The 21,253-nt window shown below is 44.2% G+C and carries 19 protein-coding genes and 1 pseudogene; 6 read left to right on the forward strand and 14 right to left on the reverse strand.

Annotated elements, in window-relative coordinates:
- The first annotated feature begins 224 nt into the window (after positions 1-224).
- On the forward strand, positions 225-1,208 hold the full coding sequence (locus PSI15_RS14085) for a quinone oxidoreductase (protein ID WP_273584053.1): 984 nt from the start codon (positions 225-227) through the stop codon (positions 1,206-1,208).
- 14 nt (positions 1,209-1,222) lie between these two features.
- Here the strand turns inward: PSI15_RS14085 and dusA are convergent, their stop codons facing one another.
- The 3 genes and pseudogenes from dusA to PSI15_RS14100 form a co-directional block, all read right to left on the reverse strand.
- Entirely contained in the window at positions 1,223-2,224 is a 1,002-nt protein-coding gene (gene dusA, locus PSI15_RS14090; protein ID WP_273584067.1) for a tRNA dihydrouridine(20/20a) synthase DusA, read from the reverse strand.
- Between the two features lie 249 nt (positions 2,225-2,473).
- Positions 2,474-2,602, reverse strand: coding sequence for a hypothetical protein (locus PSI15_RS14095; RefSeq protein ID WP_273584054.1), 129 nt, complete (start codon positions 2,600-2,602; stop codon positions 2,474-2,476).
- Between the two features lie 33 nt (positions 2,603-2,635).
- Positions 2,636-2,842: pseudogene (locus PSI15_RS14100) on the reverse strand (DUF1266 domain-containing protein); the annotation flags it as partial.
- A 243-nt stretch (positions 2,843-3,085) separates the two neighbouring features.
- Here PSI15_RS14100 and zur point away from each other — a divergent pair.
- Entirely contained in the window at positions 3,086-3,598 is a 513-nt protein-coding gene (gene zur, locus PSI15_RS14105) for a zinc uptake transcriptional repressor Zur (protein WP_273584055.1), read from the forward strand.
- A gap of 125 nt (positions 3,599-3,723) precedes the next feature.
- Here the strand turns inward: zur and lexA are convergent, their stop codons facing one another.
- Together lexA and PSI15_RS14115 are read right to left on the reverse strand one after the other, a co-directional pair.
- The gene (gene lexA / locus PSI15_RS14110) at positions 3,724-4,341 is read right to left on the reverse strand and encodes a transcriptional repressor LexA (RefSeq protein WP_045972439.1); all 618 of its coding nucleotides are present in this window, start codon (positions 4,339-4,341) and stop codon (positions 3,724-3,726) included.
- A gap of 119 nt (positions 4,342-4,460) precedes the next feature.
- The gene (locus PSI15_RS14115; RefSeq protein WP_273584056.1) at positions 4,461-4,832 is read right to left on the reverse strand and encodes a diacylglycerol kinase; all 372 of its coding nucleotides are present in this window, start codon (positions 4,830-4,832) and stop codon (positions 4,461-4,463) included.
- 137 nt (positions 4,833-4,969) lie between these two features.
- Between PSI15_RS14115 and plsB the strand changes: the two genes are divergently transcribed.
- A complete protein-coding gene (plsB, locus tag PSI15_RS14120) occupies positions 4,970-7,438 on the forward strand; it encodes a glycerol-3-phosphate 1-O-acyltransferase PlsB (protein WP_273584057.1) in 2,469 nt (822 codons plus the stop codon).
- Between the two features lie 55 nt (positions 7,439-7,493).
- On the opposite strand, the gene ubiA is transcribed toward plsB, so the two are convergent.
- From ubiA to pgi, 3 genes are all read right to left on the reverse strand, one after another.
- The gene (gene ubiA / locus PSI15_RS14125) at positions 7,494-8,348 is read right to left on the reverse strand and encodes a 4-hydroxybenzoate octaprenyltransferase (protein WP_273584058.1); all 855 of its coding nucleotides are present in this window, start codon (positions 8,346-8,348) and stop codon (positions 7,494-7,496) included.
- Positions 8,335-8,892 (reverse strand): chorismate lyase, encoded by a 558-nt coding sequence (gene ubiC / locus PSI15_RS14130; protein WP_273584059.1) that lies wholly within the window; start codon positions 8,890-8,892, stop codon positions 8,335-8,337. The genes ubiA and ubiC overlap by 14 nt, the downstream gene beginning before the upstream one ends.
- A 183-nt stretch (positions 8,893-9,075) precedes the next feature.
- Positions 9,076-10,722, reverse strand: a complete 1,647-nt coding sequence (pgi, locus tag PSI15_RS14135) for a glucose-6-phosphate isomerase (protein WP_273584060.1) — start codon at positions 10,720-10,722, stop codon at positions 9,076-9,078.
- 277 nt (positions 10,723-10,999) lie between these two features.
- On the opposite strand from pgi, the gene lysC reads away from it, so the two are divergent.
- Positions 11,000-12,373, forward strand: coding sequence for a lysine-sensitive aspartokinase 3 (lysC, locus tag PSI15_RS14140; RefSeq protein ID WP_045972450.1), 1,374 nt, complete (start codon positions 11,000-11,002; stop codon positions 12,371-12,373).
- A gap of 86 nt (positions 12,374-12,459) precedes the next feature.
- On the opposite strand, the gene PSI15_RS14145 is transcribed toward lysC, so the two are convergent.
- On the reverse strand, positions 12,460-12,867 hold the full coding sequence (locus PSI15_RS14145; protein ID WP_273584061.1) for a type II toxin-antitoxin system HicB family antitoxin: 408 nt from the start codon (positions 12,865-12,867) through the stop codon (positions 12,460-12,462).
- A gap of 58 nt (positions 12,868-12,925) precedes the next feature.
- Positions 12,926-13,177 (reverse strand): type II toxin-antitoxin system HicA family toxin, encoded by a 252-nt coding sequence (locus PSI15_RS14150; RefSeq protein ID WP_337928850.1) that lies wholly within the window; start codon positions 13,175-13,177, stop codon positions 12,926-12,928.
- A gap of 171 nt (positions 13,178-13,348) precedes the next feature.
- Here PSI15_RS14150 and iclR point away from each other — a divergent pair, with 171 nt between their 5' ends.
- Complete coding sequence (gene iclR / locus PSI15_RS14155) at positions 13,349-14,179, forward strand: glyoxylate bypass operon transcriptional repressor IclR (protein ID WP_273584062.1); 831 nt, start codon at positions 13,349-13,351, stop codon at positions 14,177-14,179.
- Positions 14,180-14,268: 89 nt separating this feature from the next.
- A complete protein-coding gene (locus tag PSI15_RS14160) occupies positions 14,269-14,925 on the forward strand; it encodes a bifunctional 4-hydroxy-2-oxoglutarate aldolase/2-dehydro-3-deoxy-phosphogluconate aldolase (RefSeq protein WP_273584063.1) in 657 nt (218 codons plus the stop codon).
- A gap of 92 nt (positions 14,926-15,017) precedes the next feature.
- On the opposite strand, the gene aceK is transcribed toward PSI15_RS14160, so the two are convergent.
- From aceK to metA, 4 genes are all read right to left on the reverse strand, one after another.
- Positions 15,018-16,748, reverse strand: coding sequence for a bifunctional isocitrate dehydrogenase kinase/phosphatase (gene aceK / locus PSI15_RS14165; RefSeq protein ID WP_273584064.1), 1,731 nt, complete (start codon positions 16,746-16,748; stop codon positions 15,018-15,020).
- Positions 16,749-16,831: 83 nt separating this feature from the next.
- Entirely contained in the window at positions 16,832-18,139 is a 1,308-nt protein-coding gene (gene aceA, locus PSI15_RS14170) for an isocitrate lyase (protein WP_045972461.1), read from the reverse strand.
- A 57-nt stretch (positions 18,140-18,196) separates the two neighbouring features.
- Positions 18,197-19,792 carry a malate synthase A gene (gene aceB, locus PSI15_RS14175; protein ID WP_273584065.1) on the reverse strand — a complete coding sequence of 532 codons (1,596 nt, stop codon included), beginning with the start codon at positions 19,790-19,792 and terminating at the stop codon, positions 18,197-18,199.
- A gap of 312 nt (positions 19,793-20,104) precedes the next feature.
- A complete protein-coding gene (gene metA, locus PSI15_RS14180) occupies positions 20,105-21,034 on the reverse strand; it encodes a homoserine O-acetyltransferase MetA (RefSeq protein ID WP_273584066.1) in 930 nt (309 codons plus the stop codon).
- Between the last annotated feature and the right edge of the window lie 219 nt (positions 21,035-21,253).

Consider the following 21,253-nt stretch of genomic DNA (forward strand, 5'->3'; position numbering starts at 1 on the left):
GTAACAATGAGGAAACGTCAATAAACACTGGAACAACATACAGTTAAATATATTATTAACCGCTTGATTTTTAGATAAAAATAAAAATAATGGACAAACATCAAAACACAAAGTAAATATATATAGTCTTCAATGATTTCCGACACATTAACGCTATTTGCAGCGATTGCAATGCAAACATGCGAGGCTGTTCCCAATATTTTTAATATAATGAGAGGGTTACTATGGCAAAACACATTGAATTTTCGGCTACAGGCAGTCCAGAAGTACTCCGATATTGTGAATTTACACCTGCTGCCCCTGCACCTGATGAAGTCCAAGTCGAAAACAAAGCTATCGGCATTAATTATATCGATACCTACATACGCAGTGGTTTATATCCGCCGACCAATCTGCCTACTGGGTTGGGAACAGAAGCCGCGGGTATTGTTACTCAAGTTGGATCAAAAGTGACGTCCATTAAAGTCGGTGATCGTGTGGTTTATGCCCAGTCTGACTCAGGGGCTTACAGTGAAATACATAACGTTCCTGAAAGCAAATTAGCCTTGTTGCCTGATGAGATCTCATTCGAACAAGCGGCTGCGTCATTTTTAAAAGGTTTAACCGTTTATTATCTGTTCAATCTGACCTATAAGATCCAGCCAGGAGAAACTATTTTGTTCCATGCTGCTGCCGGTGGCGTTGGTTTAATTGCCTGCCAATGGGCAAAAGCACTGGGTGCGAAGTTGATTGGAACGGTCGGCTCAGACGAAAAAGCCGCGCTTGCCAAAACAGCGGGAGCGTGGCAAACCATCAACTATCGTCGCGAGAATATTGTGGAACGTGTCTTAGCGTTTACTGGCGGGGAAAAAGTCGGCGTTGTCTATGATTCTGTCGGTCAGGAGACATGGCTCGATTCACTCGATTGCCTGAAACGCCAAGGTTTGATGGTCAGTTTCGGTAACGCATCGGGGCCGGTCACAGGGGTAAATTTAGGTATTCTTAATCAAAAAGGTTCACTGTTTCTCACCCGCCCTTCTCTTAACGGCTATATCACCAGCCGCGAAGAGTTGGCAGAAGCCAGCAAGGCAGTATTTGATTTAATTGCCAGCGGCAAAATCAATGTGGATGTACCGGAGGATCAGAAGTTTCCATTGAGCGAAGCGGTAAGAGCACACCAGACACTGGAAAGCCGTGCTACTCACGGTTCCAGCTTATTAATTCCATAAAATATCTGGGCGGATTACATCCGCTCTGTCACCATTTCCAGCGCGTTTTCAACCACCCTAATATCAGCGCCCGGTTTGTGGGCGTTTTCACTTAAATGACGACGCCACTGACGTGCCCCCGGAATTCCCTGAAAAATACCCAAAATATGGCGGGTGATATGCCCTAAATAAGTGCCTTTTGACAACTCTTGTTCAATATAAGGATAAAGCGCCTTAACCGCATCGACCATATTGGTCACGGGAACGGTTTGGTCAAACAATTCACGATCCACAAGTGCCAGAAGAGAGGGATTTTGGTAGGCTTCCCGCCCAATCATTACGCCATCGACATATTGCAAATGCTGTTTCGCTTCTTCCAACGATTTAATGCCGCCATTAATGGAAAGCGTCAGTTGTGGGAAATCGTGTTTCAATTGATAGACGCGCGGGTAATCCAAAGGCGGAATTTCGCGGTTTTCTTTTGGGCTTAAACCCGACAACCACGCTTTACGCGCATGAATAATAAAGTTATCGCAATCACTGTTTTTCACGACAGTGGCAATAAAATCACATAGAAACTCGTAGCTATCCTGTTGATCAATTCCGATGCGGGTTTTAACGGTAACAGGGATATCCACAACATCTTGCATTGCTTTGACACAATCGGCTACCAGCGCCGCTTCTCCCATCAGACAAGCCCCGAAACGGCCATTTTGCACACGATCAGAAGGACAACCGACATTCAAATTGATTTCATCGTAACCCCTTTCCTGCGCGATCTTGGCACACTGCGCCAATGCCTGCGGATCACTGCCCCCTAATTGCAGCGCCAACGGATGCTCTTGCTCGTTATAGGCCAGATAATCCCCTTTACCATGAATAATCGCGCCCGTTGTGACCATTTCGGTATAAAGCAGCGCTTCCTTGCTTAATAGGCGATGGAAATAACGGCAGTGACGGTCAGTCCAGTCGAGCATGGGCGCAACGGAGAAGCGGGAAGGTTTGAATTTATGGGCTTTTCCGTTGATTTCAGGCATATTTTTTGATTTTTTATGTTCGTGCATTTGGGGTCTGTTTTTGCTTTTTCAGTACACCAGATAGAAGGTGTTTCAGGATACCAGGGGTTACGTGAAGCGGCGCAGTATACCATAGCCGAATGTTCAGACACAAAATCAATGCCAGTCAGACAATGAGATAATACAGCTTTTCTCTGATAACGACTTTTCTATATCCCAAAAATATATTTAATTGTTCTGATAAAATTAAATTCATTTAAAAACATAAGGTTAGTGCAATACACGAATCTCAGTATGGCTATCATCATTCAGCATGTCTTCGTTTTGCTGGCTTTCCATCTGATCCCGCAAAATGGAATTAACGGCATCAGCAAAGCCATCTTTCATATATTGCTCCATCGGTATTCCTTTCGGTTCTGGCCAGGGGAGTTGAGCAATCGGCCAATTACAATAGGCTTTATAAAAGCGGAACTCTTTCAGACGTTTTTTCGCCCTATCAAAATCCCGGCTCCAATAGGCATTACCTAACCGATAATTCGTGTAAAATTCATCAAAGCTGCCGAAAATTTCATAAACATAATCGGCGGTTTTAAGTATATTTTTCCACGCCGTTTCTTCACTAAGTGTAACTATTAAAATAAATGGTCATTGGTTAAACGAAACCTTCATCTATTATCCAATATTTCCAGTTTTATTTTCTCCGTTTTTCAGCCTATTTTATCGTTCTTATCTGCGGATTAATTTTTATAGCTGAATCCCTCCAACAACAGGCTCATCTGATAGTGACCAAAATGGGGCTGCGCATTGTGTGGGACTCCACTCTCAGACTCAAAAACATGATAACATTAAAGGTATTGGCATCGTGTCGGTGTGAGAGGTGTAATGAAAACTATCAATCAAAAAAAGTTACTGGCACAGGCTGAAGCAATCTGCCTGTCAAGAGGGGTTCGTTTGACACCTCAACGCCTTGAAATTCTTCGTCTAATCACTCAACAGCCCGGCGCGATAAGCGCTTATGATTTGCTGGATTTGTTGCGTGAAGTCGAGCCACAAGCCAAGCCCCCAACGGTTTATCGTGGGTTAGAGTTTTTGCTGGAACAAGGTTTTATTCACAAAATAGAATCCACAAACAGCTATGTGATTTGCCATCATTTCGAACAACCTTGTCATACTTCGGCGATGTTTATCTGTGAATTTTGTGGTTCAGTGACCGAAAAGGAGGCGAAAGATATTGAATCCGCCATTCAACAGTTAGCACAAGGCACCGGGTTTCATTTGCGAAATAGTGTGATAGAAATTCATGGCCTGTGTTTTTCCTGCCATGAGATTGAAGCCTGCACCGAGCGCGATACCTGCCAGCATAATCATTCGGTTGAAGAGAATAAAAAGAGATAAGAAAAAACGCTTGAGGCCGGATTAAGCAATGAGGCGGTCATCGCTGATATCATCATCTATTTTTCAAGTTCCCGCTGAACTTAAGTTTAACAGGTACTGAGAAAAATGACCGCCACAGAGTAGGATCAGAACCAGTCTCCGTTACGGATAACGCCTACGGCTAATCCTTCAATCGTGAAATTCTGCTCACTCAAATCAACAACAATAGGTTTAAATTCCGGATTCTCAGCGATCAGTTCAATGGTGTTTCCTGTTTGTTTGAAGCGTTTTACTGTCACTTCATCTTCAATGCGCGCCACAATGACTTGCCCATTATGAACATCCTGTGTCTTGTGCACAGCCAGTAAATCCCCGTCCATAATACCAATGTCTTTCATGGACATTCCACTGACACGCAACAGAAAATCAGCGCTTGGTTTGAATAATTCAGGATCAACCTTATAGTGACTTTCGATGTGTTCCTGAGCCAGTAGTGGTTCCCCGGCAGCAACACGACCGATCAGCGGCAATCCCGCCCCATTATCTTCCTGTTCGAGCAGCAAACGGATACCTCTGGATGCACCAGCGATAATCTCTATCACCCCTTTACGCGCAAGTGCCTTTAAATGCTCTTCCGCTGCGTTAGGTGAACGAAAACCAAGACGTGCAGCAATTTCAGCACGTGTTGGTGGCATACCCGTTTGCGAAATATGGTCACGCACCAAGTCGTAAACTTGCTGCTGCCTGGCAGTTAATGCTTTCATTTCGCCCCCTGTTTGTTTATACAGCCAAACTGGGAGTATATACAGGTAAATTCGAATTGGGAACCTGTTAGCATGTAAAAGCAGCTAAATAACGTATTTTGATGAAAATACACGCTGCTTCAGTGCATAAAATGCGACCAAAAGATCATTCCCCAAGTAAACAGCGCCAGAAGAATAGCAAGCAATACAGCCGCTGATCCCATATCTTTCGCTCGTCCCGATAATTCATGATATTCACTACCGATACGATCCACCACGGCTTCGATGGCACTATTCAGGATTTCGACAATGACGACCAGCATAATAGAGCCAATAAGCAGGAGTCTCTCAAACAAGCCAAAATCGAAGGAAAATGCAATGATAACCGCAAGTATGGCAACAATGGCTTCCTGCCGAAATGCCGCTTCATTTTGCCATGCAGCCTTAATGCCTTTCGCCGAATACTTAGCCGCTTTAATGATGCGGATTAAACCTGTTGCTTGATTTGCCATAAAAATTTTCTTTAATGAACTTGATCATTGTATGGTTATATAACTTTTAGCTCTTATTATTGTCTTATTTCCACAGATCTCAAAATCTGTTTCTGGTATCCTTGCGACGCATTGCTAACAAGAGGCTTAAAGCAGTTATGTCAGGTTGGCGTAAAATATATTATAAGTTATTGAATTTACCACTAAAATTTTTAGTAAAAAGTAAACTAATCCCTACGGACCCCATTGCGGAGCTGCGTCTTGATACGACCCGGCCTATTTTGTACGTACTGCCGTACCACTCAAAGACAGACTTATTAACCCTGCGTCAACAATGTCTGGCGCAAGATTTGTCTGATCCGCTGGAGCCTTTGGAGATCGGTGACACACAGCTTCCCAGTTATGTCTTTATCGATAACGGCCCACGTGTGTTCCGCTGTTATGCGCCAAAGCATGAATCGGTGAAAATTTTTCACTCCTATCTGGATTTGCATCGCAATAATCCCGATCTGAATATCCAGATGGTGCCGGTTTCTGTCATGTTTGGCCGCTCTCCGGGGCGTGAAGGACAAGAAGGAAATACAGCGCCACAATTACGTTTGCTTAATGGCGTACAGAAACTTTTTGCAATCCTATGGCTTGGACGGGATAGTTTTGTGCGTTTTTCCACCCCCGTGTCTTTACGCCATATGGCCGATGAACATGGTACGGATAATATTATCGCCAATAAACTTGCCCGTGTGGCGCGGATGCACTATTCCCGCCAGCGTCTTGCGGCGGTTGGGCCTCGTTTGCCGCTCAGGCAGGATCTGTTCAACAAGTTACTGGCCTCAAAAGCCATAGAAAAAGCGATTGCTGATGAAGCCCGTGGCAAGAAAATCTCGCCCGAAAAGGCAAAACAGAATGCCATCAATATGTTGGAAGAGATAGCGGCGGATTTCTCCTATGAAACAGTACGCTTGACTGACCGCGTTTTAAGTTGGACGTGGAACCGGCTGTACCAAGGCATTGATGTGCATAATGCCGAACGGGTTCGCCAGTTGGCACAGGATGGTCATGAGCTGGTTTATGTTCCCTGCCATCGCAGCCATATGGACTACCTGCTGCTCTCGTATGTGCTCTATCACCAAGGGCTGGTTCCACCACATATTGCGGCAGGCATTAACCTGAATTTCTGGCCGGCTGGCCCGATATTCCGTCGTCTTGGTGCGTTCTTTATTCGCCGTACCTTTAAAGGCAATAAACTCTATTCAACGATCTTTCGTGAATATCTCGGTGAATTGTTTGCCCGTGGCTATTCGGTTGAATACTTTGTCGAAGGGGGACGCTCCCGTACCGGTCGTTTACTCGATCCCAAAACAGGTACGCTCTCCATGACCTTGCAAGCGATGCTGCGCGGGGAATCTCGTCCCATCACGATTGTGCCGATCTATATCGGTTATGAACATGTCATGGAAGTGGCGACTTACGCCAAAGAGCTGCGTGGGGCAACCAAAGAAAAAGAAGGCTTTTTCCAGATGGTGCGAGGGCTGCGCAAGTTACGTAATCTCGGACAGGGTTACGTGAATTTTGGTGAGCCGATCCCGTTGGTACAATACCTGAACCAGCATGTTCCAGAGTGGCGTGACTCGATTGACCCAATAGAATCTCAGCGTCCAACCTGGCTGGCGCCAACCGTCGGTAAGCTGTCTCGCAATATTATGGTCAATATCAATAATGCCGCCGCAGCGAACGCGATGAATTTGTGCACCACGGCGTTGTTGTCCTCACGTCAGCGAGCACTCACTCGCGAACAGCTTATTGAGCAGTTGGATTGCTATCTGCAATTACTGCGTAATGTGCCTTACACTGGCGATATCACGGTGCCAAACAAAACCGCCGAAGAATTGTTAGATCATGCCCTTATGATGAATAAGTTCGAGGTCGAAAAGGACAGTCTGGGCGATATTATTATCCTGCCACGCGAAAGCGCGGTATTAATGACTTATTATCGCAACAATATCCAGCACTTATTGATCCTGCCATCTTTGATGGCCAGTATGGTAATGCATCACCGCCGCATGAGTCGCAGTGAATTGCTCAGACAGGTCGTACTGATCTATCCGCTGATCAAACAAGAGCTTTTCATGCGTTACAGCAAGGAAACGCTTCCCGATGTCGTCAATACTTTGATTGATGAGCTGGTACGCCAAGGTCTTATCTGTAACAAAGAGCAAGGGATGCTGGTACTGAACCCTGCACGTATTCGCCCACTGCAATTGTTGGCGGCAGGTATCCGAGAAACGCTGCAACGTTATACCATTACGCTTTCTTTGTTGAATGCCACACCTGAAATTAGCCGTGGTGTACTGGAAAAAGAGAGCCGGATGCTGGCACAACGCCTGTCAGTGCTGCATGGCATTAATGCGCCGGAGTTCTTTGACAAGGCCGTTTTTGCCTGCTCGGTTAATACGCTGCGCGAAGAAGGTTATATTCAAGACAGAGGCGATATGATGACCACCAGCACTCAGGAACTCTATCAGGTCTTAAGTGAGCTGATGTCCCCTGAAATTCGCTTGACGATTGAAAGTGTCAGCATGCCACCGGAGCAAAATGAACCGGTACAGGTCGCCCAAGACCAGCAATAACGAGACAAAAAATCAACGGGCGGATTACCGCCCGTTATATTAAAGCCACGTTATCCTAGATATAGCTGAAAAAAATACCGAGGAATAGCACGATACCGACGTAATTATTGTTCATAAATGCTTGAAAACAGGCAGTTCGTTCCCGATTTGTGATCAGTTTCTGCTGATAAATGAACAGCGCGGTTACCAACAATATCGTCCAATAATAGATTCCCCCCAGATTCACCATCCCGCCAACGAAAACCAAAATGCCCACCATGATGAATTGCAGAATAGCAATGATCAGTTTATCAAAGCGCCCAAAAAGTACGGCGGTTGATTTCACACCGATTCTCAGGTCATCGTCACGATCAACCATGGCGTACTGCGTATCATAAATCACAGACCAGATGATGTTGGTTAAAAATAATAGCCAGCATTCTAAAGGTAAGTACTCACTTACTGCGGCAAACGCCATAGGAATGGACCAGCCGTAAGCAGCACCCAACACAACTTGTGGCAGGTGGCTGACACGCTTGACAAACGGGTAAATCCACGCCAGTGCCAAACCAACAACCGACAGTGCAATCGTCATTTTATTGAGAGTCAAAACCAGCGCGAAAGAGATGAGTGCCAGCGTGACAAACAAGATTTTGCTTTCTTTTTCGGTAATGTCGCCACTAGGCAGGGGACGGGATTTGGTCCGTTCTACATACCCATCAAATTTTCTGTCTGCGAAATCATTAATGCAGCATCCCGCAGCACGCATGAAAAAAACGCCGACAGTAAAGACTATCAGTACATGCCAATCCGGCAGACCTTTTGCGGCGATCCACAATGCCCAATATGTTGGCCATAATAGTAATAATGCGCCAATGGGTTTATCGATACGCATTAAACGGCAATAAGCACGCCATTTATTTTGCGTCATACAGACCTTCAATCTCTTTCTCCCCTTTCGTTTTATTGATCTTATATGCAGGTGATCCCGGTAGAAAAACTTCCGTGAGCAGCAGTGGCTTGCCCGACAACCTCAGTAAAGAACGACGTGCCCAACGATCCCCCTGCTGGCCTATTTGAATATAATCCCGCGTTAGATTATTACCACTAAAAAGATAACGACCAAGCGGCACAGTGCCCACATCGACCAATTTTTTATCCGGGCCGGTGAGTGTTTCCTCCGGAATAAGGGTTCGCCCCAAAAGCCACGGGACATTATCCCCATACAGGACACTTTCACGTAACCAGTATTTTCCACTTACAGGTAAGTGCTTACTTTCATCACCTAACTGTTCTAAAGTGATAAAGCCTTCGCGAAAAGGAGCAACCGATACATGCTGGCAATGTTGTTCAAAGCGGCATGTCATTGAATCGACTTCCACCAGCCAATCTAAAACAGATGCAGGAATAAAGTCAGTCTCATCTGCCGATAACCAGTGGATGGAAGTTGGAGTTAATAGGGTGTTATCTGCCATATCATTTTCCCATTGCGGGGAATCTCAATTTCCCCGACAGTACAACGAATGGGGAATGAGGATATCATGTTGCAGACCAATAAAATTAAAAGTGGGTAACAAATTATGTAAATTACAAAAAAACTCACCTTAATGACAGCACATATTAAGGTGAGGAGAAATCAGAGAATAGAGAAGTTCAGATTAACGCCACTCTTTGAATCGGTTAATCAGGCCATTTGTCGAGCTGTCATGGCTAGTTACCGCCTCGGCATCATGCAGTTCAGGCAGAATACGGTTCGCCAATTGTTTACCCAGTTCTACGCCCCATTGGTCGAATGAGAAGATATTCAAAATCACGCCCTGAGCAAAGATCTTATGTTCATACATGGCAATTAACGCCCCCAAACTGAATGGGGTAATTTCACGCAATAAAATGGAGTTGGTTGGGCGGTTACCTTCAAATACCTTGAATGGCACAACATTCGCCACGTCCTGGGCATTTTTCCCGGCGGCCGCAAATTCCGCTTCCACCTGCGCCTGGGTTTTACCAAATGCCAGCGCTTCCGTTTGTGCAAAGAAGTTAGACAGCAGTTTGCTATGATGATCGCTAACCGGATTATGGCTAATGGCCGGTGCAATAAAATCACACGGGATCAGTTTAGTACCCTGATGGATAAGCTGGTAGAACGCATGCTGACCATTGGTGCCCGGTTCCCCCCAGATAATCGGCCCGGTCTGGTAATTCACCGGATTGCCATTCCGATCGATATATTTGCCATTTGATTCCATGTTGCCTTGTTGGAAATAGGCAGCAAAACGGTGCATATATTGATCATAAGGCAGAATCGCTTCAGTTTCCGCACCAAAGAAATTGTTGTACCAGATTCCGATCAGGGCCAGCAAAACAGGAAGGTTCTGTTCAAAGGCGGTCTGCTCAAAGTGTTTATCCATGGCATGGGCGCCACTGAGCAACTGTTCGAAATTCTCATAACCAATGGAAAGGACAATGGATAAGCCAATGGCAGACCAGAGCGAATAGCGTCCGCCTACCCAATCCCAAAATTCAAACATGTTTTGGGGATCGATACCGAATTTGGTGACTTCCTGTTCATTGGTGGATAATGCGGCAAAATGTTTTGCGATATGCGCTTCATCAACGGCACTTTGCAGGAACCAATGACGGGCAGAATGTGCATTGGTCATGGTTTCTTGCGTGGTAAATGTCTTGGAAGCAATCAAGAATAAGGTGGTTTCTGGATTTAAGGTTTTGAGTGTTTCGGCAATGTGGGTGCCATCAACATTGGAAACAAAATGCATATTCAGGTGATTTTTATACGCTTTCATCGCTTCTGTCACCATATAAGGGCCAAGATCAGATCCCCCAATGCCGATATTCACAACATCGGTAATCACTTTGCCGGTATAGCCTTTCCACTCACCACTAATGATGCGTTCACTGAATGATTTCATTTTTGCCAGCACCGCATTGACTTGCGGCATCACATCTTCCCCATCCACCATAATCGGGGTATTGCTACGGTTACGCAGGGCAATATGCAGCACCGCACGATCTTCAGTACGATTGATTTTCTCCCCGGAAAACAGACTGCGAATGGCACCGGCTAAATCGGTTTCCTGCGCCAATGCCTGTAACTTTTCCAGTGTTTCTGCGGTAATGCGGTTTTTGGCGTAATCCACCAGAATCTGCTGCTCAAATGTCGCAGAAAATGCCGTAAACCGTTCTTTGTCCTGCTCAAACAAATCCCGCAAATGCACATCTTTCATTTGCTCAAAATGCTGTTGTAATGCTTTCCAGGCTTCGGTCTGGCTAGGGTTGGTGTTTTTCATGAATAATGCTCTCTATCAACGGTCAATAAACAATAGGAATGCACAGATTGTAACGATTTAATGCTGTGATGCGTCTCCCTTTCCTTGTAATCACTGATATTGGTCAAAATAGCCCGTGATTTCCAGCCTTAATTGTTGAGATAGGCAAAAACGATAATTTCATTTCCATCATGAAAATTATTTATGCTTCATCGTCAAATATTGACTCAGTGCACCTAACCCGATATTTCTAAAAGCCGACTCTTCGAACGATTCTCCAAATAAAAGGTTATCATCCATGTGTGCTGTTTCATCTCCTGACTCGCAGTATGTCGTAGCAAAATTTGGTGGTACGAGTGTGGCAGACTTCGATGCCATGAGCCATTGCGCCGATATTATCTTGGCAAACACCAATGTCCGTGTTGTCGTTCTGTCAGCTTCCGCTGGCGTGACCAATTTGCTGGTTGCCTTGGCGGCTGGTTGCGATAGCGATAAACGGGAGAACTATCTGAAACAAATCCGTGACATTCAATATGCCATTATTGACCGATTGAATGAAGTTAATGTGCTCCGTGAGGAAATTGATCGCCTGCTGGAAAATATTGATATGCTGTCAGAAGCCGCTTCGCTTGCCACTTCAGACGCACTGACTGATGAATTGGTTAGCCACGGTGAAGTCATGTCCACGTTATTGTTTGTGGAGTTGTTACGTCAACGCCATACCCATGCCGAATGGTTTGATATCCGCCGGATCATGCGCACCAATGATAACTTTGGACGGGCAGAACCAGATATGCTCCAGCTCCATACTTTGGCAATGGAACACCTTTATTCCCGCCTGGACGATACCCTCGTCATCACCCAAGGGTTTATTGGCAGGGAAGAAAAAGGCCGTACCACGACGTTGGGGCGAGGCGGCAGTGATTATACCGCCGCCTTACTCGGTGAAGCGCTGGGTTTACAACGTGTTGATATCTGGACAGATGTACCAGGCATCTACACCACCGATCCGCGTATTGTTCCCACGGCTAAACGCATCAATAAAATTGCCTTTGATGAAGCAGCAGAAATGGCGACATTTGGCGCCAAAATTCTCCATCCTGCCACGCTGCTACCGGCTGTTCGCTGCGGTATTCCGGTCTTTGTCGGCTCCAGCAAAGATCCACAGGCAGGCGGTACGATAGTGTGTGATAAAACAGAAAACCCCCCGCTGTTTCGTGCATTAGCCTTGCGTCGCAAACAAACTTTGCTGACCCTGCATAGCCTGAAAATGCTACATGCAAGAGGCTTTCTGGCAGAAGTGTTTACCCTGCTGTCGCGCCATAATATTTCAGTGGATTTGATTACCACATCCGAGGTCAGCATTGCCCTGACGCTGGATACCACAGGTTCTACCAGCACCAATGGCAGCCTGCTGACTAATGCGCTGCTCACTGAACTTTCTACGTTATGCCGGGTGGAAGTCGAAGAAGATATGGCACTGGTGGCAATTATCGGCAATGAGCTTTCACGGGCAAAAGGATTGGGAAAAGGGATTTTTGGCGTGTTGGAACCCTTTAATATTCGCATGATAAGCTGTGGCGCAAGCAGCCATAATGTCTGCCTGCTCGTTCCGGGTAAAGATGCAGAACAGGTTATTCAGACATTGCATCAGAGTTTGTTTGAGGGATGAAAAACAAATTCAATATTATCATCGCGAGAAAAACCCGCATAAAGAGCGGGTTTTCTTGATCTTGTAAAGAGGATAGTCAATCAATCTTATGAATGTTTCGACAATTCACGTCGAGCTAATTCTGCGAAGAATCCACTACGGCTGTGATATTCCCTATGTGAACTGACATAATCATCGATTCTGGCTAAGAGGAACTGCGGCAAGGTAATATTTAATTTTGTCGTACGCCCTTCATATTTAGCCAAATCTATATCAACATAAGCCCAGATCCCACCCGTACAATCCTCATCACCAAGATGGTCAGCCACTGTTTTCGCCTCTACTGGTATTTTCCCTTGCTCACTCAGATATTCAAAATAAGCACCTAAGGCATTGGCGGCATCAACAATTGCATCATCGATAGAATTACCTGCAAAGTAACAACCGACAACGTCTGGCACAAATCCGGAGAATGATCCGTCGTCGGCCTGATGTAGATAAATTGGATATCTCATGGTTGCACCTTATATAAGTTCTATTTCATAAAGCGGCCATATGACCGCTTGACTATTTTCATTTTAATCCAGCTTGTTTTAGTAATTTATTTAGCGTTCCTACCGCTATGTCTTTACGCGGATGAGGAATAACTAATGGGAAGGGTTCTCCTGATTTTTCGAAAATATGGTGTGAACCATTGATCCTCACCAACTCCCACCCACACGCTTTGATTTTTTTAATTAAATCCTCGCTACTCATCGTCTCCTCTTCATCAAAATCGAGGAAATTATAACCTACAAAATACCCACCATCAACACCAATAACCACTATCCACACTATCTACAAATCTTCATTTCATGTTTCGTTTTCCCACTACCAACACATCGGATGTGTTTTTACCCTCGTTATCATCCATAATAAGAAAATGAAAATAAATTCCATTTTGTGTCCATCGCAGCGACCGTTGCTGCAAATAAACGATTATTCAGAGGGCATCTTATGAACACAGCCGTTGCCAGCAAACGCACAAAAAAAACGAAAATAACCGCTAACAGTGCCGCTGCAAGCGGTCAGGTTCAATCTTTAAGCCGAGGGTTGACACTTTTGGAATACATTTCCGATTCGCCTGTCGGCGTTGCCCTGACTGATCTGGCGATCCAATCCGGTCTGCCTAACTCCACCACCCATCGTCTTTTGACTACCTTGCAACAACATGGTTTTGTTCGCCAAATAGGCGATTTAGGGTTATGGGTGATCGCTTCCCATGCTTTTGTCGTCGGCAGCAGTTTCTTACAAAGCCGTAATCTGATGGTGCTGGTTCATCCTATATTGCGCCAATTAATGGAAGATTCCGGTGAAACCGTCAACCTTGCCATCCTTAATCTTGATGAATATGAAGCCGTGATTGTCGATCAAGTGCAATGCAATGCGCTGATGAGAATGTCCGCGCCCATTGGTGGCAAACTACCCATGCACGCTTCCGGCGCGGGTAAGGCCCTGCTTGCTACACTGTCTGAACCAAAACGCCTCCAATTGCTGCATAAAAAAGGCATGCACACTTATACCCAACACACGTATACCACTGCCGCCGCATTAACAGACAATCTCGAACAGATCCGCAAGCAAGGTTTTTCATTTGATGATGAAGAACATGCGTTAGGATTACGCTGTATTGCTGCCTGTATCTATGATGAACATCATGAAGCCTTTGCCGCGATTTCTATTTCTGGCCCTGTATCACGCATCTCTGATGAACGTGTTACTGAACTTGGCGCTCTGGTTATGCGGGCGGCAAAAGCCATTAGCCGGGAATACGGTGGCATTAAGTAATTTTGCCAAAATGCCATCAGTCACATGCCATTGTGGTGTGTCGTCGGTCAAGTTGCTGGTGGGGTTCGATTTAATGAGAGAAACGGATAATGAAGCATTGGAAAACAACCGCAGAAAATATCCTGACTGATGGCCCGGTCGTCCCTGTCATTGTGATCAATGAGATTGAACATGCGGTTCCTTTGGCAAAAGCACTGGTTGCCGGCGGAATTCGTGTCTTGGAAGTGACCTTAAGAACCGAATGTGCACTGGAAGCCATTCGACTTATCGCTAAAGCCGTTCCTGAGGCGATTATCGGTGCAGGCACGGTGATTAATCCTGAACAACTGGCTGCGGTCACTGAAGTGGGTGCCCAATTTGCCATGAGTCCGGGGTTGACGAATGAGTTGTTAAAAGCGGCAGCTAGCGGTTCCATTCCTCTTATCCCGGGGATTTCCACGGTTTCTGAATTAATGCTAGGAATGAATTATGGTTTGAACTGTTTCAAATTCTTCCCGGCAGAAGCAAATGGCGGTGTTAAGGCACTGAAAGCCATTGCAGGCCCATTCCCGCAAGTCCGTTTTTGCCCAACGGGGGGAATTTCTCCTGAAAACTATCGTGATTATCTGGCACTGAATAGTGTTCTGTGCGTAGGTGGCTCATGGTTAGTACCGAATGATGCGTTGAAAAAAGCAGATTATGCCCAGATTACGGAGCTGGCACGTCTTGCTATTTCAGGAACGACTATTGCAACAACCAGAGCGTAATTGTTTTATCTAAACACCAATGCGGAAATTGACTGTCACAAAATTTTCGCATTGAGAAAAATGGTTCATGGCTTATCGAATATTTATCCAAATCAATTTATTTCACTACGCTGGCTAAATCGCTGTCTACTGCGATAAGCAAAAACATCTTCTACATATCCATTTTTGATACGCTCCTGCAATGCCCGCCAGTAGTCTGTTCGAAATAAATCACGGTGACTTTCTTCGAAATAACATCGAATACGTTTGTCAGTACATAAAAAATGCCGGAATTCTTCTGGGAAAACATCGTTAACAGCAACACTATACCAAGGTTCGCCAGCCAACTCATCTTCTGGATAGCGTGGCGGAGGAATATCCCGAAAGTTCACTTCGGTCATATAACAGATTTCATCATAATCGTAGAAAATCACCCTTCCGTGGCGGGTAACACCAAAGTTTTTAAACAACATATCGCCGGGAAAAATATTTGCAGCAGCCAGTTGCTTAATCGCATTTCCGTATTCTTCGATCACATCTTTTAATTGCGCCTCATTGACATGCTCCATATAAATATTTAGCGGCATCATTTTACGTTCCATATAAAGATGCTTTATCAAAATCTTATCGCCCAAGTCTTCTAATTTTTTGGGGATCTCTTTTTGCAATTCTGCCATTAATTCAGGGCTGATATGGTGTTTAGCAATGACAAAGTTTTCAAATTCCTGTGTATCAGCCATTCTTCCTACCCGATCATGCTCTTTTACCAAACGGTAGCACTCTTTGACACGCTCTTCGGAAACCTCTTTCTGGGGCGCAAATTTATCTTTAATCACTTTAAATACCCGATCAAATGACGAGGACGTAAACACCAGCATTACCATGCCTTTCACTCCCGGTGCAATCGTAAACTGTTCCTGAGTGGAATTAATGAATGTCAGATATTCACGATAATATTCGGTCTTGCCATGCTTCTGGCAGCCTATCGCCATGTATAACTCCGCCGTGGATTTCGTCGGAAGAATTTCACGCAACCATTCCACCAGAGCTGCCGGCAAGGGGGCGTAAACCATAAAATAGGAGCGGGCAAAGCCAAAAACGATACTGGCATCATCGTGGTTGGTCAAACAAGTATCGATAAAAATTCCCCCCGATTCATTGTGATGAATCGGTAACAAAAATGGGTAAATCATCGCCCCCATTCTGATTTTTCCGACCAACCAAGCCGCCTTATTGCGGTAAAACAATTCATTAGCAATTTGGAACGTAGACTGTAATAAATCAGATTGGGAAAATGTATTCTGCAAATATTGCGTGATATAACCAATATCCCGTTCCAAATCCTCCCATTTAAGCCGTAATGGCAAATCATTTAAGAGGGTTCGCAACATGGATGCAAGATTACCATTAGGCAAAAAATCCCGTGATAGTGGACGAGAAATATGCCGAAAACGAGCAGGTGGCTGAGAAGAAAATATATAGAGATTGTCTGGTTTCAAATTACGATGTTTGAAAAAACGGCAGTAAACCGAATTAAAAAAACTTTCTGCAATTTCAAAACGCGGATAGTCAGGCAGTAAACGGGTATAAACCGCTTTGACCTCAGCAATGTCATCTTCATCATGTTGTAATGAAGTGTGAATACGCTTCAACTGCTCCACCACCAATCCGACATGATGATCATACAGATTAATCCGCTTTTTCATCGCCTGTTGTACAGCAGGCCAGTCAGCCTGCTCAAAACGTTGCTGTGCCCCAGAAGTGACTTCCAGAAATCGACCATATTGCGCATCAAATCCCTGCAAAATGGTTTGTGCAATTAAATGAGCGAGATCTGTTTCCATATTTAGCCACCTTTATCCGGCAGTAAAAGGGAATTCCTTTTGGAATTCCCCAATCATTTGTTATTTCTATCGGTATAGTGAACTTAAAATTGCTGTTCTTCTGTCGATCCGGTTAATGCCGTAACAGAAGCGCCTTCTCCCTGAATAATCGTGGTCACTTTATCAAAATATCCTGTTCCCACTTCTTGTTGATGTGAGGAGAAGGTATAACCACGATCAAGGGCAGCGAATTCCTGTTCCTGAACTTTTTCAACATAATGTTTCATTCCCTCACCACGCGCATAATCGTAGGCTAAATCAAACATGTTGAACCACATGCTATGGATACCCGCTAATGTGATGAACTGGAATTTATATCCCATAGCAGATAACTGATCCTGGAAACTGGCAATGGTTTTATCATCCAGATTCTTTTTCCAGTTAAAAGAAGGCGAACAGTTATACGCCAATAATTTGCCAGGGTATTTCGCGTGGATGGCTTGCGCAAAACAGCGGGCGGCTTCAATATCCGGTGTAGAGGTTTCACACCAAACAACATCGGCGTAAGGGGCATAAGCCAGTCCACGGCTGATCGCTTGTTCAATGCCAGCACGTGTACAATAAAAACCTTCACAGGTTCGCTCGCCGGTAATGAACGCACGGTCATAAGGATCACAATCCGATGTCAGTAAATCGGCGGCATCTGCGTCAGTGCGTGCCACTAACAAGGTTGGTACACCGGAGACATCCGCCGCCAACCGGGCAGCCACCAGCTTCTGAATGGCCTCTTGAGTCGGAACCAACACTTTGCCGCCCATGTGTCCGCACTTTTTCACTGCGGCCAGTTGGTCTTCAAAATGAACTGCGGCAGCTCCCGCCTCAATCATCGCTTTCATCAACTCAAATGCGTTAAGTACACCACCAAACCCCGCTTCCGCATCCGCGACAATCGGCAGGAAATAGTCAACATATTTTTGGCTATCGGGATCAATACCATTTGACCATTGGATCTGATCGGCACGCCGGAAGCTGTTATTGATACGTTTAACTATATTAGGTACAGAATCAACGGGATACAGTGATTGATCAGGATACATACTCGCTGCGGTATTGGCATCTGCCGCCACTTGCCAGCCGGAAAGATAAACCGCCTCAATACCGGCTTTAGCCTGCTGAAGTGCCTGACCGCCAGTCAACGCACCAAGCGCGTTCACATAACCTTTTTTCGAATTACCATTCAGCAACTTCCACAACTTTTTCGCTCCCATTTGCGCCAAAGTGTGTTCAGGGTTGACCGAACCACGCAACTTAACCACATCTTCAGCACTATACGGACGAGTAATCCCTTTCCAACGTGGTTGTTGCCATTCTTGTTCCAATTGAGCGATTTGTTGTTTCCGGGAAATGGTCATGATGTTCTACTTCCTATACTGAGTTAATCGGATATTTTTGCCATTATGGTGTTTAAATTAGTCTAATAACTGATAGCCAGGTAACGTTAGGAAATCAATTAAGTCGTCCTGAGTGGTAATTTGTTCCATTAAATCAGCAGCTTCTATAAATCGTCCTTGATTAAAGCCCTGCTCCCCGACTTCCTGTTTAATCACGGCCAGCTCTTCTTTCAACATTTCCCTGAACAGTTCCTTGGTCACTTTTTTACCATTAGAGAGTGACTTTTCATGGCGGATCCATTGCCAAATAGAGGTCCGGGAAATCTCTGCTGTCGCCGCATCTTCCATCAAGCCATAAATCGGTACACACCCATTCCCGGAAATCCAGGCTTCTATGTATTGAACGGCAACACGAATATTGGCACGCATTCCTGCTTCTGTTCTTTCTCCTGAACAAGGTGCAAGCAATTGTTCAGCCGTAATCGTTTCGTCTTGCTCGCGTAAAACGGTTAATTGGTTTTGACGCTCTCCCAATTTTGCGTCAAAGACTGCCATGACAATATCTGCAAGCCCCGGATGCGCGACCCATGTACCATCATGACCATTATTGGCTTCCAGTTCTTTATCCGCCCTGACTTTGTCCAAAACTTGCTGATTTTGCACAGAATCTTTACTAGGAATAAATGCCGACATGCCCCCCATGGCGAATGCACCACGTTTATGGCAGGTTTTAATCAGCAAGCGAGAATAGGCACTCAAAAAAGGTTGGGTCATCGTAACGGATTGGCGATCCGGCAAAACGCGGTCAGGATGGTTTTTCAGTGTCTTGATATAACTGAAAATATAATCCCAGCGTCCACAATTTAGGCCAACGATGTGATGACGCAAGTGATACAGAATTTCATCCATCTGGAATACAGCCGGCAATGTTTCAATCAAAACCGTTGCCTTAATTGTGCCTGTTGGCAAATTGAAACGTGACTCGGCAAAACTGAAAACATCACTCCACCACTGTGCTTCATGGTAGCTCTGTATTTTTGGCAGATAGAAATAAGGTCCACTGCCTTTTTGCAATAACTTCTTATGATTCAAATAGAAATAGAGGGCAAAATCAAATAATCCGCCGGAAATAGGTTCATTCTTGTAGAGAATGTGTTTTTCTGACAGGTGCAACCCCCTCACACGGGCAATCAATACTGCGGGGTCTGCTTTCAACTCATAACGTTTACCCTGCTCATTGGCATATGAGATTGTTCCATTAACAGCATCTCGTAAGTTAATGTGTCCCTGGATAACTTTATCCCATGCAGGTGCTAATGAATCCTCAAAATCTGCCATAAATACTTTCACATTTGCATTTAGGGCATTGATGACCATCTTACGCTCTACGGGGCCCGTTATTTCAACCCGACGATCTTTGAGATCATCAGGTATTCCCTGAATTTTCCAATTACCATCTCTAATGGAAGTGGTTTCCGAAATAAAATCTGGTAATGAACCGTCATCTATTTTTTTCTGCCAATCTACACGCGCATCCAATAATTTTGTGCGTCTGTCCGAAAATTCAACGATTAAATCCTCTAAAAAGCGAATTGATTCAGGTGATAACACCTGTTTTTCCGCCTCACCAAAAGGTTTTATAAAAGTTAATTTGGTTGCTGATGCCTGCTGCATAATCTCCCCACTTTTCACTTTTAAATAGTCACTTGATTAAGACTAACCAATTCAGAAAATAAATCAAAAACCATTTCCATTATTTTACAATATAAAAATTAATTAAATAAAATCAAATAATTAAGATAGTCAAAAGAAAGAAAAAACAGGGAAATGACTTCCAAAAAATCAGACACAAAAATGTTAAGTTTTTGTTATGCTTGAAAAATGACGAATGACTGTCGAACAACAATATTGGCAAGAAAATTAACAAAATGAGAAATGGCTCGCTTCAGCATATTCTCATTTTTCTATCTAAAACTTAAATCAAGCTCAATCTAAGCTGGGATTCATAACAGCCAGATCGTATGGAGTAATTTGGTAGACGTAATAATTTAACCAATTTGAAAAGAGTAAATGACCATGACTACGCCAAGACGCAACAGGTTTACTGTCAGGATCGTTATTCGGGAAGTAATTGACTGGAAATTCCGGTTCCAAACCAGCGGCGTGATCACGCCAATATTCAGCAGCTAGCGTTCCTACGTCATATTCAGGATGCCCTGTCACAAAAACTAATCTTTTGTCTTTGCTGGCAAATAAATAGGCGCCCACCTCTTCTGAACTGGCTAAAATGTCTAAATCTGTATGTTCACGAATTAAAGACTCAGGAAAATCCGCAAAACGCGAGTGAGGGGCAAAAAATGTTTCGTCAAATCCACGTGTTAATAATGCCAAAGGATCTAAAGTTGAATGAGAATAAACACCAGATAGTTTAATTTTTCGGGTATATTTAGGCAGGTGATAAAGCACTTTTAATGCAGCTTGAACTGCCCAACAAACAAAAAGCGTCGAGGTAACATGTTCTTTTGCCCAAGTAACTATTCTTTCAACCTCATTCCAATAAACGACATCCTCAAATTCAACCAGTCCTAAAGGGGCACCTGTGACAATCAATCCATCGAAATTTTGATCTTTGATTGAATCAAAATCACAATAAAAGGTATCTAAATGTTCGGCAGGGGTATTTTTACATTGACGACTATCGATACGTAACAATTGAATATCGATTTGAAGCGGTGTGTTAGATAGTAGCCGAATAAACTGGCTTTCTGTTTCTATTTTCTTTGGCATTAGGTTAAGTAGCAATACTTTCAATGGACGAATATCCTGGATACTGGCCCGTGTTGAAGTCATGACAAAGATGTTTTCATTGCGAAGAGTGTTCACTGCTGGTAATTCATCTGGTACACGAATTGGCATTACTCAAAACCTCGACTATTTCAATTTGTTATTTTAGACTTCTAGATAGCTAAATCTACCCCAAAGGCAAGGGAAATGTCGAGTCATTGTACTCAAATTGAAATTATTTCATTTTATTATATAGAAAACAGTAATCAGAATAAGGAAGAAAAAATAAGGTGATATCGTCACTATACTACGTGACTAATATCAACTTTTCATAAATAAAATATTTCTCGA

The sequence above is a fragment of the Xenorhabdus sp. PR6a genome (assembly GCF_028599065.1).
In the GTDB taxonomy this organism is placed as follows: domain Bacteria; phylum Pseudomonadota; class Gammaproteobacteria; order Enterobacterales; family Enterobacteriaceae; genus Xenorhabdus; species Xenorhabdus doucetiae.